The sequence below is a fragment of the Marinobacter sp. Arc7-DN-1 genome (genome assembly GCF_003441595.1).
In the GTDB taxonomy this organism is placed as follows: domain Bacteria; phylum Pseudomonadota; class Gammaproteobacteria; order Pseudomonadales; family Oleiphilaceae; genus Marinobacter; species Marinobacter metalliresistant.
Genome location: NZ_CP031848.1, coordinates 2,178,828 through 2,195,910 on the forward strand (window position 1 = coordinate 2,178,828; position 17,083 = coordinate 2,195,910).

Genomic DNA, 17,083 nt, shown 5'->3' on the forward strand with positions numbered 1-17,083 from the left:
TAGCGGGCAGGCTTACTGGGTCGCCACCATTTCGTCCGTCACCTGGTACTCCCCGGCCAGCCAGCGCAGGATCTCAGTGGCGGCGGGGTGATCAAAGGCGTCGTAGGTATGCTGGAGGCTCTGCCGCTTTTCATCACTGATCCGGCCCAGGCCGGCATCCTGCAGCACCAGTAAATCGGCGTGGATCTGTGCCGCCAGCTCCCTCCCGAGCACTTCCCGTGCCACATGGCGAAACGCCTGACCATACTGGTAAGAAGGCCCCAGACGGTAGGACTCCGCGAGCGTGATCGCCGGGATGGCGGTCAGGGTTGGTTGCAGGGCCGGATTGATGCCATGGCCGGCCAGGTGGGCAGCGTTGGCTGCCGGTCTTCCGGTAAAGGCGCGCAGGTGCAAATGTTGTGACATCCGGTCGCCGTCATTGACCGGGTAATTGTCCCAGAGTACCGGCTTGCGCCCGAGCAGATCCCCGACCCGTTTCAGGTGCCCGGGGGAAATTTCCCGGGAACAGACCTCCTCGCCGGTCCAGAATATATTGATTGAATGGTCCAGCCTGCGACCCAGGGTTTCCAGGTAATCCGCCGGGCGTTCGCCGAACACCCGGTCCAGAACTGGATCGTCGGAATAATAACTGGGGCAGACGCTCAAACGCTTGATGGTTGTGCGCTCGCGAATCCAGTGCACGATCTCCACCTGGGTACCGGCAAGATTCGGCGTATCCGCCCGCATGTCATCAAACAGGATGGCCAGCTCATCGATACCCATGTTCTCCAGCAACGAAAGCTTTTCCGCCAGGGCCACGCGGGCATCGTCATCAAACCGGTTGAAGATTTCGAGCGGGCTCAGGCCTACCCCGAAACGCACACCTTCGCGCCGGCAAAACCGGGCAAACTCCGCCAGCTCCGAGGCCATGGCGGGCGGATGCGCCTGCTGCCATTTGCGGCGAAGGAAGGCGTCGGCTTTCGGGGCGTACAGATAAAAACCATATCCGTGGGGCGCCAGGGTCTGGACCAGCTGTCGGCGCTCCTGCCAGGTCCACACGGGGCCGTAGAATCCCTCGATGACTCCCAATGTCGTTGTCATGGCTATACACCCCATTCCAGCTGGTTCCCGGGTTCTCAAATCATGTACCCCTCAGACAACAATTTTGACTAGACTGATCATTATTGCCAACTATAAAAAACATGATCATTCCAATCAGGAGCAATGCGATGGAAATAAAAACCTTCGAGGATCTGATCGACTGGACCCGCCAGCTACACGCGTACCTGGCCAGATGCCTGCACGATTCAGCCAGCCTGAACAAGGACGAGCGAGCCAGCGCCCTCCTGGATTATCTGTCCAGCCATGAAAGCCTGCTGGAAAGAGCCGTGAGCGAGTTCGAAAAGCAGGCCGATCCGAAGGCGATGAAAACCCGCCTCTACGATTACCTGAACCATAGACCGATCAAGGCCAGCGAGGTTCCGGATACCCACTATGCCGGTATGAGTTTCACGGACATCGCACGGGAGGTCTTTCAGTTTCATGACCAGGTGATGGACCTCTATGAGTCCCTGATAGGAAAGGCCGAGATCCCCGAGGCCAAGTCGCTGCTGGAGGACTTGCTCGCCCTGGAGGAGCACGAAGCCATGCGCCTGGCCAGCCAGATCAGCCGGATGGAAGACCTCTGATCCGCTGTACGACCAAGGTCGTAAGAGCGACGGTTTTTGATTTTGTTTGCTAACGATAATTGCTACCGTGAACTAGCATCAAGAGTTGTTTAGCCCCAAAAAGGGCGAAACGCTCGACTCACAAAAACGATAAGAGGATAGAAGAGCAATGAAGATCCGTTCTGTTCTTTCCGCGGCTGTGCTGGCTGTGGCAACGACCTTTGCCGCCACGCAGGCGCTCGCCCAAGAGACTTTCACCCTCCGCCTCGCAGAAACCTGGGGGCCGAACTTCCCGATTTTCGGTGATACCACCAAGCGATTCGCCGAAACGGTCGAGAAGATGTCCGACGGACGCCTGAAGGTCCGTATCGATTCCGCCAATAAACACAAAGCCCCGCTGGGCGTGTTTGACATGGTCAAGGCCGGCCAGTACGACATGGGCCACTCCGCCTCCTACTACTGGAAGGGCAAGGTTCCCGAGACGCTGTTCTTCACCAGCATGCCATTTGGCATGAATGCCATGGAACAGTACGCCTGGTTCTACCACGGCGGCGGCATGGAGCTGATGCAGGAAGTGTATGAGCCCCACAACATGCTGTCGTTCCCGGGCGGTAACACCGGCGTGCAGATGGGCGGCTGGTTCCGCAAGGAGATCAAATCCCTGGAAGATCTGCAGGGCCTGAAAATGCGCATCCCCGGCTTCGCCGGCGAAGTGTTTGCCGAAGTAGGCGTCAACCCGACCAACATCGCGCCGGGCGAGCTCTATACCGCTCTTGAACGCAACACGATCGATGCGGTCGAGTGGGTAGGTCCGGCCCTGGATCTGCGCCTTGGCTTCCAGCAGATTGCCGACTACTACTACACCGGCTGGCACGAGCCGGCCACCGAGCTTCAGTTCCTGGTCAACAAGCGGGTCTGGGAAAAGCTGCCGGCGGACCTGCGGGAAATCATGCGTGTCGCCATGCGCACAGCTTCCTATGACATGCTGGTACAGTCTCAGCACGCTAACGCCGAGGCCTGGGCCAACATTCGCGAGGAGTACCCGAATGTTCAGATCAAGCGGTTCCCGGATGACATCTTCCAGGCCATGTACGCGGCCAACAACAAGCTGCTGAAAGAAGCAGCAGCTGAAAGCGACATGGCAGCCAGGATCATTGAGTCCCAGGCCAGCTACCAGAAACAGAGCCGTGCTTACACAGATATTTCCGAGCGCGCATACCTCAACACCATGGCCGAAGTCGAGTAAGATAGAGGCTTTAACGGAGCCGGGATCGCTCTCGAAGTGATCCCGGTTTTGTCGTTTATAGCAACCGGAAAATCGCCAGTCCGCCTGGCGGAGGATTATCAATGCGGTGGATTATCAAACTGGATGAGGGGCTTGCCCGCTTGTCCGTGTTCTGTGGCTGGGTCGCCTGTGTCGCGATGATACTGATGGCAGCCAACGTCTTTTACGACGTGGTGGCCCGTTACGCCTTTAACGATGTTTCAATCGGCATGCAGGAAATGGAGTGGCACCTCTATTCGGTGGTGTTCCTGCTAGGTATTCCCTACGCACTACGCACGGATGGTCACGTTCGCGTCGACGTCTTTTACACCCGCTGGAGCAACAAGGCCAAGGCCTGGATAAACCTGGTAGGTGCGATCATTTTTGTTATTCCCTTTGCCTACCTGATTGGCATCTATGGCTACGACTTTGCGATCGATTCCTACAACATGGGCGAAGGCAGCGGTGACCCGGGCGGCTTGCCCTATCGTTGGATCATCAAGTCTGTGATTCCCGTCAGCGCGGTTTTTATCGGCATTGCAGGGCTGAACATGGCCACCTATGCCCTGCGTGTCATGGCAGGCGACAAAGAGTACGAAGGTGAGCACAGCGCAGGAGGCCTGGCATGATTGGTATGATTATGTTCGGCGCCGCCCTGCTGATGCTGATGCTGGGGTTCCCGGTAGCCTTTACCTTCGGCGGCGTAGCCCTGTTCTTCGGAATATTTGCCGAGGGCATGGATCTGTTTGCCTTTATGCCCTACCGGATCATGAGTGTGATGCAGAATACCGTTCTGATGGCGGTTCCCCTGTTTATCTTCATGGGAGTTGTGCTGCAGCGCACCCGGCTGGCGGAGCAACTGCTGACCTCAATGGGACGACTGTTCGGTGGCCTGCCAGGCGGCCTGGCCATTTCCACTATTCTGGTTGGCGCCCTGCTGGCCGCTTCCACCGGCGTCGTGGGTGCCAGCGTGGTTGCCATGGGGCTGATTTCCCTGCCGGTCATGCTGGCACACAAGTACGACAAGCGACTGGCCACCGGCACCATCTGCGCCTCCGGCACCCTGGGGCAAATCGTGCCACCCTCGATCATACTGATCATTCTCGGCGACGTGCTGGGGCTTCCGGTGGGCGACCTGTTCAAGGCAGCCGTCTGGCCCGGCGTGGTTCTGATCGGGCTGTACATCGTCTATATCCTGATCGTGACCCGGCTTCGGCCTGAAACCGCGCCGGCCATGCCCGAGGAAAGCGGTGTTTCCCGCAAGAAGGAAATCCTCAACGCGCTGCTGGCCATCATCCCGCCGCTGGCACTGATCGTAGTGGTACTGGGTTCGATTTTCACCGGTATTGCCACACCCACGGAATCCTCGGCGCTGGGCGGTGTTGGTGCCGTGGTTCTGGCGATTATCTACCGGCAGTTTTCCTTCAGGATGGTCTGGGACGCCTCCAAGGACACTGTGAAGGTCACCGCCATGGTGTTCGCAATCCTGATCGGTGCCACCGCCTTCTCCATGGTGTTCAGCTACACCGGCGGCGACTATCTTCTGGAAGAGTGGCTGCTGCAACTGCCCGGTGAGAAGTGGGGCTTCATCATCCTGGCCATGCTGGTCATCCTGGTGCTGGGTTTCTTCATTGACTTCGTGGAGATCTCCTTCATCATCGTGCCGATCCTGGCGCCGGTGGCCGAAGCCATGGGCATCAACATGCTGTGGTTTGCGATCCTAATCGCCATGAACCTTCAGACGAGCTTCCTGACCCCGCCGTTCGGGTTCTCTCTGTTCTACCTGAAAGGCGTGGCTCCACCGGAAGTCCGGACCATCGATATCTACCGGGGTATCGTGCCCTTTATCCTGATCCAGATACTGGTGCTGGCGCTGATCGTGGTATTCCCCGAATGGTTTGGCATGAGCCCCTCCTACTGACCTTGCACGAATGCCGGGCCCCCGGGCCCGGTATTTTTTTACCTGACGCGACTCCCTCGCTCCCACCTGCCCTTCCCGATTTACCCGATAGTTTTCCCCGGTATTATTCCCGCCTGACAAAACCCGACAGTTTTCTATACTGAGTAGACAATCGGCAATTCTCAGGCTTATATTCGGGAAGCCCCGGCGCGCGAACGTCGCCGAAAGACATTGATGTTGAGGTTATCAAGGGAGAGCGGAGTCCATGAATCAGAGTACGACCCAGAAAACCCGTGACACCGGGCAGGAACAGAAAAGCCACGTTCTTACCCTGCCACTGGATCACACCCAGGCAGACCGGTCGCCCCATACCTACGAGCGCTGGCTGATCGCCAAGCTTGTGCGGATGGCTGGCGCCCCGCCGGTCCGGTTCCGGCTCTGGAACGGGGATGTTATCGAACCTGAGGGACAGCAGGCAGAATTTACCCTGCACCTGACCGACCCCAAAGCCCTGTATGCTCTGGTCACCAACCCCAATCTGGCCTTTGGCGATCTGTACAGCGCCGGACGGCTGGAAGTGGAAGGCGATTTGCCAGACCTGATGGAGACCCTTTACCGGGCCGTTTATGAGGCCCGCCAGAAATGGCCGAAATGGCTGGAGGCCCTGTGGCGCAATCACACTCCGCGATCCACCGGCATCTCCGAAGCCAAGGAGAACATCCATCACCACTACGATCTCGGTAACGAGTTCTACCGGCTCTGGCTGGACAACGCCGAAATGCAGTACACCTGCGCCTATTACGAAACCCCGGACCTGAGCCTGGAACAGGCCCAGTTGGCCAAGCTGGAGCACGTCTGCCGCAAACTCCGGCTCAAACCCGGTATGACCGTTGTCGAGGCCGGCTGCGGCTGGGGCGGGCTGGCCCGCTACATGGCCCGTAATTACGGGGTAAAAGTCCACTCCTACAACATTTCCCGGGAACAGCTGGACTACGCCCGGGAAGAGGCCCACAAACAGGGGCTGGATCATCTGGTCGAGTACGTTGAGGACGACTACCGCAACATCAGCGGCCAGTACGATGCCTTTGTGTCCATCGGCATGCTCGAGCATGTGGGCAAGGAAAACTACGCGGCCCTGTCCGAGTTGATCAAACGGAGCCTCAAACCCGACGGCATTGCCCTGCTCCACAGCATCGGCCGTAACCGCCCGATGCTCATGAATGCCTGGATCGAAAAGCGCATTTTCCCCGGCGCCTATCCTCCGAGCATCGGCGAATTCATGCAGATCTGTGAACACGGCGATTTCTCGGTACTGGACGTGGAAAACCTGCGCCTGCACTATGCCCAGACCCTCAACCACTGGATGGAGCGCTTCACTGAAAACGAGGATAAGGTAACGGCCATGTACGACGGGCACTTCACCCAGGCCTGGCGCATGTACCTGGCCGGCTCCATGGCCGCCTTCCGGGCCGGTTCCCTGCAGCTGTTCCAGGTTGTCTTCACCCACGGTGACAATAACCGGCTGCCACAAAGCCGGCAGGATCTCTACAACTTTCCCGCGGCACCCGAGGAGGCCTGATGGACTACTATGACCTGATCATCGTCGGTGCCGGCCCCGCCGGCTCCACCCTGGCCAGCGCCCTGGGGAACAGCGGCAAACGAATACTGATCATCGACAAACAGGGTTTTCCCAGAGACAAAACCTGCGCGGGCTGGGTAACGCCCGCAGTGATGGAAACCCTGAATATCGACCTGCAAGACTATGGCACCGGCCGAACCCTGCAGCCAATCCGGCGTTTCCGCATTGGCATGATGGGGCAAGCCGCCGTGGAAAACGATCACGGCGACGTGGTCAGTTATGGCATCCGCCGGTTCGAGTTTGACGAGTACCTGCTCAGCCGTGTTACCTGCCCGAAGCAGCTTGCCACGCCCGTCAAATCGATTGTCCGAAGGGGGGGGAACTGGGTCATTAACGAGACCTGGGAAGCGCCCCTGGTGGTGGGTGCGGGCGGCCACTTCTGCCCGGTGGCGCGGCTGCTTGGCGAGGGGCCCGGCAGCCATGAGACCGTGGTTGCGGCCAAGGAAGTTGAATTCGAGATGACACCGGAGCAGGCATCAGTCTGCCAGGCCCGGGGCGACACACCGGAACTCTGGTTCTGCCGGGACCTCAAGGGCTACGCCTGGGTCTTCCGCAAAGGCAATTACCTGAATATCGGCCTGGGCCGGGAAGACAACCACAAACTGACCGGCCACCTGCAGGCATTCGTGGAGGAGATGAAGTCAGCCGGACGAATCCCGGCGGATCTGCCCGGGCGCTTCAAGGGCCACGCCTATCTGCTGTACGCCCACGCGGAACGGCCATTGGTGGATGATGGCATTCTGCTGATCGGTGACTCGGCCGGTCTGGCCTATACCCAGAGCGGTGAGGGCATCCGGCCAGCGATCGAATCAGCGCTGATGGCAGCGGATGTGATTCGCCATGCCCCTGACTCTTCCGCCTCCTCGCTGCAGGTATACGGCGATGCCATTGCCGAGCGCTTCGGCAACCGTGCTGCCGACACGGAACAAGGCTGGCAGGTGCCGGACTGGGTCAAGATGCCCCTGGCCAGCACCCTGATGCGGTCGCACTGGTTTACCCGGAAGGTGGTGACGGAGAAGTGGTTCCTGCATCAGCAAGTGTCGCCGCTTCAAATTGCAGTCTGATCCGGACACCCCGACTTAGTGGCCGAGGTAGCTTCGATACATTCAGACAGTCTTTTCCTGCTGGGAAAGATAGTACTGCTTTATCCATACTGGAGCCGGGTCAGATTCCCGGCCCGCAATCAGTGCAACCTTCCTCCGGTGCCGGGCCGATACTGAGATTGCGGTTCAGGTCTTTCAGCGCGGTTCTCAGCCCCTCCTCGATCACCGGGTGATAAAACGGCATCTCCAGCATTTCGCTTACCGTCAGCCGCCGTTGGGCTGACCAGGCCAGCAGATGGGCAATATGTTCTGCCGCCGGGCCGAACATCTCCGCGCCCATGAACAAACCACTGCCGTGCTCACCGTATACCCTGAGTAGCCCGCGATTCTTGCCGATAACGCGGCTCCGGCCCTGGTCTTCAAAAGACACCTCACCAACGGCAAAGCGGCCGTGACAGCGTTCATCCACCTGATTGATGGTCAACCCCACGGTGGCGATCTGTGGATCGGTGAAGACCACGGCCAGCGGCGTCCGCCGCAGGCCGGCACGCACGTCCGGATATGTGCCTGCGTTGTCGCCTGCGATTCGGCCCTCATCAGCCGCCTCATGCAGTAAGGGCAGGCTGTTGTTGGCGTCCCCGGCGATGAATATATGGCTCTGGCCACAGCGCAGGGTATGGGGGTCAAACAGCGGCATCCCCTTCTCGTCCAGCTCAATGTCGGCATTCTGTATATCCAGCCCATCAATATTGGGCCGGCGTCCGGTCGCCGCCAGCAGGTAATCGAAAATCTCGGTTTTTTCGCCGCCATTGCCATCGGCAAGGGTAATGGCAACACCGTCATCAACCCGCTCCACTTTTTTCACGTCCGCGGCCGGATCCAGCGGAAACTCCTCGTTAAAGGTTTTCAGAGCATAGTCCCGGATTCGGTCATCCTGGATCGGACCGACAGCACCACCCACCCCGAACATCCGCACCCGGACTCCAAGCCTGCTCAGGGCCTGTCCCAGCTCCAGCCCGATTACCCCGGGGCCGAATACCGCTACCGAGTCCGGAAGGTCGTGCCACTCGAAGATATCGTCATTCACTACCAGCCGGTCCTTGGCGTCTTTCAGAAAACCCGGAACATTGGGCCGGGAGCCGGTGGCGATAATAATCCGCCGGGCGTGAACCTCTGTATCGTTACCAACCACGAGGCTGTTCGGCCCAGCGAAACGGGCATGGCCCATGAGGCGGTGCTCTTCGGGGAATTTCTCAACAGAGCGAATCACCGAACCCACGAACCGGTCCCGCTCCGCCCGCACCCGCTCCATCACCCGCCGGCCATCAACCTTGACGTCTCCGGAGGAGACGCCGAACAACTCGCCAAGCTGTATCTGACGGGCATTGTCCGCGGCGGCAACCAGAAGCTTGCTGGGCATGCAGCCGACTCTGGCACAGGTGGTTCCATACCGGTCGGCCTCAATCAGAACCACCTTGTCGGTGACTTTACGCACACGCTGATACGCCACCATACCGGCGGTTCCAACGCCAATAATGGCAACGTCTGCTTCTCGTTTGTTCATAAAAACAGTCTCCTGAGGGGCATTCCCGGAGCCCGGGAACCGGGAAAGGTTCGGTCGGATGTGACCTCAGTATAGAAGCCGTGGCAAGTTTCACCTGCCCCGTGAAAAAAACGCGGAATCAGCCTATGCTGTCAGACTTTTCAAACGACGGCGAACGCTCCGGGGGTGCAAACATGCAGAATTACTGGCCGGAATTTCTGACGGTCGCGCTGGTTCACTTGCTGGCTGTCGCCAGCCCGGGGCCGGACTTTGCCGTGACCCTCCGCCAGGCACTTTGTCAGAGCCGGAGGAATGCCCTCCTGACCGCCATCGGTATTGGCGCCGGGATTCTGGTGCATGTCGGCTACTCGCTGCTGGGCATTGGCCTGCTGATCCAGCAATCCATCGTCCTGTTCAGTATTCTCAAGGTGCTGGGCGCGCTGTATCTCACCTGGATTGCCATTCAGTGTCTGCGGGCCCGGGCCGGCGGCGTCCATGTGGAGAAGGGGCCAACGACCCATCAATCGGGTCTGGCCGCCCTGCGCCTGGGGTTTCTGACCAATGTCCTCAACCCCAAGGCAACGCTGTTCTTTGTCTCTCTGTTTTCCGTTGTGATCAGTCCCGGCACACCCATCGCCCTGCAAGCCGGATATGGCCTTTATATGGCACTGGCGACCGGGCTCTGGTTCGCTATGGTAGCCGTTTTCTTCACCCTGCCGCAGGTACGCAGGAGCTTCAATCGCTTTGGCCACTGGCTGGACCGGTTAATGGGTGGCGTACTGCTTGTGCTGGCCGGCCAGTTGCTGTTGTCTACAGTGAGCGGATCAGAGCCTCCGTCTGGGCCCATCCCAGGCACGGATCGGTAATCGAGCAGCCGTAACGCAGATCCTCGCCATCGTCCTGGCGGCCCGGTTCCAGGAAACTCTCCAGCATCAGGCCGCGAATATGGCGGTTGCCGGCCCGGCGCCGGGCCATCACCTCCCGGGCAATATCCAGCTGGCGCTCAGCCTGTTTGCAGGCATTGTCATGACTGCAATCCACCATCACTGCGGTGGACAGCCCTGCTTCTGCCAGCGTACGGACTGCCCGGTCAATGCTGTCGGCATCGTAGTTGGTAATGCCCCGTCCACCCCGCAGCACCAGGTGCGTGTCGGGATTGCCCCGGGTGGTGATCATTACTGGCACTCCGGTTGCGGACACTCCCAGGTGGTGGTGTGGATGGCTGGCCGACCTCATGGCGTTTGTTGCAACCACAATACCGCCATCGGTGCCGTTCTTGAAGCCAGTCGGCATTGGCAGACCGCTGACCATTTCCCGATGCACCTGGGACTCGGTGGTACGAGCCCCAATGGCGGTCCAGCTCACCAGATCGCCCAGGTAATCCATGGCGAACGGGCTCAACGCTTCGGTCGCAAGAGGTAACCCCATGGCAGACAGATTCAGCAGCAGTCGACGGGAACGTCGCAGCCCCTCATTCAGATCTCCCGATCCGGTGCGCCCGGGGTCGTACAGCAGCCCCTTCCAGCCAACTGTAGTCCGGGGTTTCTCCAGGTACGCCCGCATGACAATCAGGAACCGGTCGCTGACGGCATCAGCCAGTGCCTTCAGCTTCTCTCCGTATTCCAGGGCGGCTACCTCATCATGGATGGAACAGGGACCCATCACGATCAGGGTTCTGGCGTCGTCACCCCGCAGAATCCGCCGGATAGCCCGCCTCTGTTCACTTACCTGCCGAACGACCAAGTCACTCGCCGGCATCTCCCGTTTCAGCTCCGCCGGCGTCGGCAGAATGACTTCCTGCCGGTGCAGGGCCAAAGACTCCGCTGTCTGGTCTGTCAGTTCTGTGTTCAAGGGCATGTTCATGTCAGTGTTCCCGTTTCCCTGCGTCAGAATCAAAAAGCCCCGGCTGGGCTACCAGTCGGGGCTTTTTGAGTCCGGTGGCAGCCTGGGTTTTCTGCCGGGCTGCCTTCCTCGTTATTCGTTCGGTGAAGATGCTATGGGCGGCCCCGGCTCTGGCTAAAATAAAAGCCATAACCAAACCACCAGAAAAACACGGCCACGACTGCCGCCGGCCTGGCGCCGAAAGCTTGCAGAACATTCAATTGACAGATCGCGTGTGTCGTCTTCATGCTTTTCAATATATACCCCCGGTTTTCAACTTGGCAACCCGTGTGCCGGAATTTTTCAGTTCCGGCAGTAAGGTTGGGAGCGAGCAATGACCGCACATTCTGGGCGATACCCGCTATATCTCTTGCTGGCCGCACTCCTCGGCCTGTGTTCAAGCCACGCCATGGCCCAGGCGGAGACCCGGGACTACCAGCTCAACAACCGGTCCGCGGAGGATGTGGCGGCACAGGTTCGCCAGCTTTACCAGGGTTCTTCCGTGGCTGTCACCGCCCGGGGGGCACAACTGGTGGTTCGCGGCGAGCCAGAGTTGCTGGATGAAATTGGCAGGCTGGTTGACACCCTGGACGTGGCGCCGGTTCAGCTCCGGATTACCGTTCGCTCCAGAACCGACACCGGGGGCAAGCGGTCGGGAGCCGGCCTTTCCGCGCCCGGGGGCCGGGTGGAACTTTCGGCACAGCGGCGTGTGACCAGCACCGGCAGCACCCGGGAGAGAACGCTGGTTATGCAGGATGGCCAGTCCGCCCACATCACCTCGGGCCAGATCCGGACAATTCCGGTCGCCGTTCGGGGTGGCCGAAATCCGGCCGCCTTCCTTGAGCAGGTCGAAACCCGAAGCGGGTTTCTGGTCAGCCCGCAGGTAATTTCCAATCAGGCGGTTGAGCTGAGCATTGTTTCGTTCGAGGAGGATCCGGCGAGTCTGGACGGTTATGAAACCGAAGCCGTAGTCACCATTCGACGGGTCGAGCCGGGGCAGTGGGTGTCACTGGGCAGCACTGCAACCAGCTCGGCCCGGGAGCGCAGCGGAATTACCTATCAGGTTAACAGCAGCCGCTCCGACAACCGGAGCTTTGAAGTCAGAGTCGATCTTCTGCCCTGACCTCAGGCCTTGCGTTTGCTGAGCAAAACCTGCTTGGCTTCGTTGAGTTTGGCGGCCAGGTAATCGTTACCGCCCCGGTCCGGGTGAAGCTTTTGCATCAGCCGGCGATGAGCCATCACGATGTCCTCTTCAGAACAGCCGGCTTTCACTCCGAGGACGTCACAGGCTTCGCGCACCGACATCTGGCCACTCAGATCGCTGCCCGGGTCCGACTGCCGGTTTGTCTGCCCAGTGCCCCCACCCTGCTGCTTGTCCGCAAACATCCGGTTTATGGCAGGGGCGTATTTCAGTAACGCAGGCAGCTTGCGCAACAGCGGAATAACGGCAGCCACTGCGGCGGTCAGCACATGGATACGTCCCGTCAGAACCATAAAAACCAGAAGGGCGCCACCAGCCACCAGGACAACTTTCCAGGTAGCGGCCTTTTTCTTCTCGGCGGACAACGCGCCCCACTGTTTCAGAATCACAAACATGGCGGCTGCCAACGCGATTCCCAGAATCCACTGCATGGTTGATCCTTACCTTGAGTACGGTCGTAATTCTGTCACTGTCTCCTGTCACTTTACCAGCGCCTCTGCGCTGAAAACCGGCAGGCACCGAGACTGCTATGACTTCCGTCAAAACCGGCAAACCCGGAATCTAGCTAGAAATACTTACAACCCGGTGACAATGGCGACCTGAATTTTGTAGGATGCTATGCTTTGTCAAACATGAATGATTCACGTATTCAATCAGTCCGTCGTCGGGCAATGGATCGGCAAGGGAACGCAAATCGCCAGCCTCCCTGTATATTCACCGATATTTGAATCGCAACGACCGGACTCAGATTTCCAGGACCTGAACTATGCGCACTGCTTCCCGCTTTCTGATCGTCATCATTTTCCTCGGCGTGGTGTTCGGAGGTATCTTCGGCTACAAGTTCTACCAGTTTGGCCAGATGCAGGAGCAGATGTCCCAGCCCCAGCCGCCCGCCCAGATCTCCGCAACCAAGGCACAGACCGAAAGCTGGACACCCGCCATCAAGGCGGTGGGCAGCATTGAGGCGGTTAACGGCATTGAGGTTGCCAACGAGGTGCCCGGTGTTGTTGAGACCATCAATTTCGAGTCCGGTGACGTGGTTAAACAGGGCGACATATTGATCCGCATCGATGCCGCCATCGATGAGGCGGCCCTGCGCACACGCCGCGCCGAGGCACAACTGGCGGAGCAGGAGTTCAAGCGGGTTTCCGACCTGCTTCCCAGGCGCGCCGTTTCCCAGTCCCAGTACGATGAATCCAAGGCCAACTTCGATGCCGCCCGGGCCCGGGTTAACGAAGCCGAGGCCCAGCTCAGCAAGAAAATCATCCGCGCTCCGTTCGATGGCACCCTCGGCATCCGGATGGTCGACCAGGGCGAATACATTGCCACCGGCACCCCTATTGTCGAGATCAACATGCTTGATCCGATCTATGTGGATTACACCCTGTCTGAGAAAAACCTGCCAAACGCGAAGCCGGGTTATGCGGTGGTCGCCAAAGTGGCGGCGGTGCCCGAACAGGATTTCGAGGGCGCGGTCAGCGCCATCAACACGTCGGTCAACCCGGAGACCCGGACCGTTCGCGTTCGCGCCACCCTGGATAATCCCGAGAGCCTGCTGCGCCCGGGCATGTTTGCAACGGTCCTGACCCGACAACCGGGAGACAATGACGTGGTAACCGTGCCGCGGACCGCAATCTCCTATAACACCTACGGCGACTTCGTGTTTGTTGTTGAGGAAAACGACGAGGGTAATCTGGTCGTCAGCCGACGCACCGTCACCACCGGTGAGACCCGGAACACCCGCGTCGCCGTGCTTTCCGGCCTGGAAGCGGGTGAGACCATTGTCGCCAAGGGACTGCTGCGGCTGCGCGCCGGGCAAAAGGTCGCCATTCAGGACGAAGAGCCGCAGGAGGCACCTGAGTAATGCGCTTCACTGACATTTTTATCCACCGCCCGGTACTGGCGACGGTGGTCAGCCTGCTGATTCTGCTCCTTGGCGCAAGGGCCGCCATGGAAATGGAGATCCGGCAGTATCCGGAACTCGAGAGCACCACTGTGACGGTGACAACCGCCTATCCGGGTGCCAGCTCAGATCTGATCAAGGGCTTTATCACCACCCCCCTGCAACAGGCGATAGCGGAAGCCAGTGGTATCGACTACCTGACCTCCACCAGTTCCCAGGGCATCTCCACCATCGAAGCCAAGATGGTGCTGAACTATGACGCCAATGCGGCCCTGGCGGAGATTCAGGCCAAAGTGGCCAGCCAGCGCAATGTGCTGCCTGCCGAAGCCGAGGACCCGGTGATCACCTCTACCACCGGCGATTCCACGGCGCTGATGTACATTGCCTTCTACAGTACCGAGCTGGCAGTGCCCCAGATCACCGATTACCTGACCCGGGTTGTCCAGCCCCGGCTTCAGGCGCTCTCCGGTGTCGGTAAAGCCGAGCTGCTGGGCCGGAAATTCGCCCTTCGGGTCTGGCTGGACCCCGAACGCCTGGCCGCCGTGGATATGACACCCCCGGAAGTGGTGGCGAGGCTGCGTGCCAACAACTATCAGGCCGCCGTAGGCAACACCAAGGGCACCTACACCGAAATCAGCATGACCAGCGACACCGATGTGGCGGACCCGGACCAGTTCCGGAATCTGGTCATCAAACAGGCCGATGGCACCCAGATCCGCCTGCAGGATATTGCCCGTGTCGAGCTGGGCTCGGAAACCTATGATCAGTTGGCCCTGTACAAAGGGCAGCCAGCCACCTACGTGGCCATTGAACTGGCCCCCGGCGCCAACCCGCTGACCGTCGCAGGCCTGGTAAAGGGCGAACTGCCGGATATTGAGAGCCAGTTACCCTCCGGCCTGAACGTGCGACTGGCCTATGACGCCTCGGACTTCATTGAGGACTCCATCAATGAGGTGATCCAGACGCTGCTGGAGGCCATGATCATCGTTCTGGTGGTGGTATTCCTGTGTCTCGGCTCGGTACGCGCATCCATCGTGCCTTCCGTCGCCGTGCCACTGTCATTGATCGGTGGCGCCTTCATCATGCTGATGTTCGGTTTCTCGCTGAACCTGCTCACCCTGCTGTCCCTGGTGCTGGCCATCGGCCTGGTGGTGGATGACGCCATCATCATGGTTGAGAACGTGCACCGCCACATCGAGCAGGGCGAATCCCGCTTTGAGGCGGCAATCAATGGCGCGCGGGAGATGGCGGTGCCGATCATTGCCATGACCACAACGCTGGTGGCGGTTTATGCCCCCATTGGCTTTATGGGTGGCCTGGTCGGTTCACTGTTCACGGAGTTTGCCTTCACCCTGGCCGGCACCGTTGTCATTTCAGGCATTGTCGCCCTGACACTCTCGCCCATGCTGTCAGGGAAGGTGCTGAAGCCTCACGGTAACTCCGGGAAATTCGAGAGCCTGGTCGAGCGCAGCTTCAACGGCCTGGCGGCGGGTTACAAGTCTGCCCTGAGTTCACTGATGCAGACCAGGTCGGTGGTGGTGTTCTTTGCAATCGTGGTACTTGTGTCCATCTACTTCATGGTAACGATGAGCCAGAACGAACTGGCACCCACCGAGGATCAGGGCATTCTGTTCTATCAGGGCCTCGGGCCCCAGACCTCAACCCTCGACTACCTGCTGGAGCATGGTGATGAAATTCAGGAACGCATGTCTGCCGTTCCGGGGTACAACGAAGACTTCATGATCATCGGCATCACCGGTCCCAACGCGGTATTCGGTGGCTTCAAGATGGCGCCCTGGAGCGAACGGGACATCAGCCAGTTCGAAGCCCAGCCGCTGCTGGACGCTGAGCTGAAAAAGGTAACCGGTCTGCAGACCGCCGTATTCCCGCGGCCGTCCCTGCCTGGCTCCGGTGGCGGGTTGCCCTTCCAGTTCGTGATCACCACGGGCAGCAGTTACGAGCAACTGGACCAGGTGGCCGACGAGATGCTGGGTAAGGCCATGGCCAGTGGCAACTTTATGTTCCTGCAGAAGTCCATCAACTTCGACCGCCCGATTACCCGCATCAATGTGGACCGGGACCGGGTTGCGGATCTGGGTCTGTCGATGCAGGACGTTGGCCAGAGCCTGTCGAGCATGCTGGGAGGCGGTTACATCAACCGGTTCAGTATGGAAGGACGGTCCTATCAGGTTATTCCGCAGGTTGACCAGCAGTTCCGTCTGGACGCCCAGGCGCTCAATGAGTACTACATCCGTGCCGATAACGGTGCACTGGTACCACTGGGGAGTGTCGTGAGCTTCAGCCAGCAGGTTGAGCCGTCAAACCGGACCCAGTTCAATCAGCAGAACTCGCTGACCCTCCAGGGTGTGGTCATGCCCGGCGTTGCCGCCGGTAGCGCCATGGATTTCATGGAACGTACGGCGGAAGAGGTTTTCCCCCAGGGCTTCACGTATGACTACACCGGTCAGAGCCGCCAGCTTGCCACTCAGGGCAGCGCCCTGATGGTGACCTTCTTCCTGTCGCTGCTGGTGATCTACCTGGTTCTGGCGGCCCAGTTCGAGAGCTGGCGCGATCCGTTCATCATTCTGGTCTCGGTACCCATGTCGGTGGCCGGCGCCATGGCGTTTATCGTGCTCGGCTTCGCCACCATGAACATCTACACCCAGGTCGGGCTGATCACGCTGATCGGCGTGGTGTCCAAGAACGGCATCCTGATTGTCGAGTTTGCCAATCAGCTGCAAAAGGAACGTGGGCTGAACAAGTTTGATGCCGTGGTGGAAGCCGCCGCGATCCGTCTGCGGCCGATCATTATGACGTCCCTGGCGCTGATCTTTGCCATGGTGCCCCTGTTGATTGCGATCGGCCCGGGCGCGGAAAGCCGCTTTGCCATTGGCCTGACCATCAGTGCCGGCCTGGGTATCGGCACGCTGTTTACCATCTTCGTACTGCCCGCGTTCTATATCCTGCTGGGGCGGGACCACCATGGTTCGGGAGCCGACGAGTACTCGGACACGTCCGATGGTGACGATAACGGTAAGCCGGCAACGGCTCACTAAATCCGGC

Annotated in this window: 14 protein-coding genes; 10 read left to right on the forward strand and 4 right to left on the reverse strand. The window is 59.5% G+C overall.

Going from position 1 to position 17,083, the window contains the following annotated elements:
• Positions 1-12: 12 nt before the first annotated feature.
• Complete coding sequence (locus tag D0851_RS10255) at positions 13-1,080, reverse strand: beta-N-acetylglucosaminidase domain-containing protein (protein ID WP_117618571.1); 1,068 nt, start codon at positions 1,078-1,080, stop codon at positions 13-15.
• Between the two features lie 128 nt (positions 1,081-1,208).
• Here D0851_RS10255 and D0851_RS10260 point away from each other — a divergent pair, with 128 nt between their 5' ends.
• The 6 genes from D0851_RS10260 to D0851_RS10285 all read left to right on the forward strand — a co-directional run bounded on the left by D0851_RS10260 (position 1,209) and on the right by D0851_RS10285 (position 7,513).
• Positions 1,209-1,667 carry an ATPase gene (locus D0851_RS10260; RefSeq protein ID WP_117618572.1) on the forward strand — a complete coding sequence of 153 codons (459 nt, stop codon included), beginning with the start codon at positions 1,209-1,211 and terminating at the stop codon, positions 1,665-1,667.
• Between the two features lie 148 nt (positions 1,668-1,815).
• Positions 1,816-2,892 carry a TRAP transporter substrate-binding protein gene (locus D0851_RS10265; protein WP_117618573.1) on the forward strand — a complete coding sequence of 359 codons (1,077 nt, stop codon included), beginning with the start codon at positions 1,816-1,818 and terminating at the stop codon, positions 2,890-2,892.
• A 101-nt stretch (positions 2,893-2,993) separates the two neighbouring features.
• Positions 2,994-3,539, forward strand: a complete 546-nt coding sequence (locus tag D0851_RS10270) for a TRAP transporter small permease subunit (RefSeq protein WP_117618574.1) — start codon at positions 2,994-2,996, stop codon at positions 3,537-3,539.
• Entirely contained in the window at positions 3,536-4,831 is a 1,296-nt protein-coding gene (locus D0851_RS10275) for a TRAP transporter large permease (protein ID WP_117618575.1), read from the forward strand. The genes D0851_RS10270 and D0851_RS10275 overlap by 4 nt, the downstream gene beginning before the upstream one ends.
• A 244-nt stretch (positions 4,832-5,075) precedes the next feature.
• Positions 5,076-6,389, forward strand: a complete 1,314-nt coding sequence (locus tag D0851_RS10280) for an SAM-dependent methyltransferase (protein WP_117618576.1) — start codon at positions 5,076-5,078, stop codon at positions 6,387-6,389.
• Positions 6,389-7,513 (forward strand): NAD(P)/FAD-dependent oxidoreductase, encoded by a 1,125-nt coding sequence (locus D0851_RS10285; protein ID WP_117618577.1) that lies wholly within the window; start codon positions 6,389-6,391, stop codon positions 7,511-7,513. Before D0851_RS10280 ends, D0851_RS10285 begins: the two co-directional genes overlap by 1 nt.
• A 100-nt stretch (positions 7,514-7,613) precedes the next feature.
• Here the strand turns inward: D0851_RS10285 and D0851_RS10290 are convergent, their stop codons facing one another.
• On the reverse strand, positions 7,614-9,056 hold the full coding sequence (locus tag D0851_RS10290) for a dihydrolipoyl dehydrogenase (RefSeq protein WP_117618578.1): 1,443 nt from the start codon (positions 9,054-9,056) through the stop codon (positions 7,614-7,616).
• Between the two features lie 173 nt (positions 9,057-9,229).
• Here D0851_RS10290 and D0851_RS10295 point away from each other — a divergent pair, with 173 nt between their 5' ends.
• Positions 9,230-9,901, forward strand: a complete 672-nt coding sequence (locus D0851_RS10295; protein ID WP_117620352.1) for a LysE family translocator — start codon at positions 9,230-9,232, stop codon at positions 9,899-9,901.
• Here D0851_RS10295 and D0851_RS10300 read toward each other — a convergent pair.
• Positions 9,846-10,898 carry a 3-deoxy-7-phosphoheptulonate synthase gene (locus D0851_RS10300; RefSeq protein WP_117618579.1) on the reverse strand — a complete coding sequence of 351 codons (1,053 nt, stop codon included), beginning with the start codon at positions 10,896-10,898 and terminating at the stop codon, positions 9,846-9,848. The two genes, D0851_RS10295 and D0851_RS10300, sit on opposite strands and share 56 nt — an antisense overlap.
• A 352-nt stretch (positions 10,899-11,250) precedes the next feature.
• Between D0851_RS10300 and D0851_RS10305 the strand changes: the two genes are divergently transcribed.
• Complete coding sequence (locus D0851_RS10305; protein ID WP_117618580.1) at positions 11,251-12,039, forward strand: secretin N-terminal domain-containing protein; 789 nt, start codon at positions 11,251-11,253, stop codon at positions 12,037-12,039.
• A 2-nt stretch (positions 12,040-12,041) separates the two neighbouring features.
• Here D0851_RS10305 and D0851_RS10310 read toward each other — a convergent pair whose 3' ends face one another.
• Positions 12,042-12,548 (reverse strand): DnaJ domain-containing protein, encoded by a 507-nt coding sequence (locus D0851_RS10310; RefSeq protein WP_117618581.1) that lies wholly within the window; start codon positions 12,546-12,548, stop codon positions 12,042-12,044.
• A gap of 335 nt (positions 12,549-12,883) precedes the next feature.
• Between D0851_RS10310 and D0851_RS10315 the strand changes: the two genes are divergently transcribed.
• Both D0851_RS10315 and D0851_RS10320 read left to right on the forward strand, forming a co-directional pair.
• Complete coding sequence (locus tag D0851_RS10315) at positions 12,884-13,981, forward strand: efflux RND transporter periplasmic adaptor subunit (RefSeq protein ID WP_117618582.1); 1,098 nt, start codon at positions 12,884-12,886, stop codon at positions 13,979-13,981.
• On the forward strand, positions 13,981-17,076 hold the full coding sequence (locus D0851_RS10320) for an efflux RND transporter permease subunit (protein ID WP_117618583.1): 3,096 nt from the start codon (positions 13,981-13,983) through the stop codon (positions 17,074-17,076). The genes D0851_RS10315 and D0851_RS10320 overlap by 1 nt, the downstream gene beginning before the upstream one ends.
• Positions 17,077-17,083 lie beyond the last annotated feature (7 nt).

Coding starts and splice junctions, on each gene's coding strand:
- D0851_RS10265 (WP_117618573.1), top strand. CDS start 1,816: ATGAAGATCCGTTCTGTTCTTTCCGCGGCTGTGCTGGCTGTGGCAACG.
- D0851_RS10275 (WP_117618575.1), top strand. CDS start 3,536: ATGATTGGTATGATTATGTTCGGCGCCGCCCTGCTGATGCTGATGCTG.
- D0851_RS10280 (WP_117618576.1), top strand. CDS start 5,076: ATGAATCAGAGTACGACCCAGAAAACCCGTGACACCGGGCAGGAACAG.
- D0851_RS10295 (WP_117620352.1), top strand. CDS start 9,230: ATGCAGAATTACTGGCCGGAATTTCTGACGGTCGCGCTGGTTCACTTG.
- D0851_RS10310 (WP_117618581.1), bottom strand. CDS start 12,548: ATGCAGTGGATTCTGGGAATCGCGTTGGCAGCCGCCATGTTTGTGATT.
- D0851_RS10285 (WP_117618577.1), top strand. CDS start 6,389: ATGGACTACTATGACCTGATCATCGTCGGTGCCGGCCCCGCCGGCTCC.
- D0851_RS10290 (WP_117618578.1), bottom strand. CDS start 9,056: ATGAACAAACGAGAAGCAGACGTTGCCATTATTGGCGTTGGAACCGCC.
- D0851_RS10320 (WP_117618583.1), top strand. CDS start 13,981: ATGCGCTTCACTGACATTTTTATCCACCGCCCGGTACTGGCGACGGTG.
- D0851_RS10305 (WP_117618580.1), top strand. CDS start 11,251: ATGACCGCACATTCTGGGCGATACCCGCTATATCTCTTGCTGGCCGCA.
- D0851_RS10300 (WP_117618579.1), bottom strand. CDS start 10,898: ATGAACATGCCCTTGAACACAGAACTGACAGACCAGACAGCGGAGTCT.
- D0851_RS10260 (WP_117618572.1), top strand. CDS start 1,209: ATGGAAATAAAAACCTTCGAGGATCTGATCGACTGGACCCGCCAGCTA.
- D0851_RS10315 (WP_117618582.1), top strand. CDS start 12,884: ATGCGCACTGCTTCCCGCTTTCTGATCGTCATCATTTTCCTCGGCGTG.
- D0851_RS10255 (WP_117618571.1), bottom strand. CDS start 1,080: ATGACAACGACATTGGGAGTCATCGAGGGATTCTACGGCCCCGTGTGG.
- D0851_RS10270 (WP_117618574.1), top strand. CDS start 2,994: ATGCGGTGGATTATCAAACTGGATGAGGGGCTTGCCCGCTTGTCCGTG.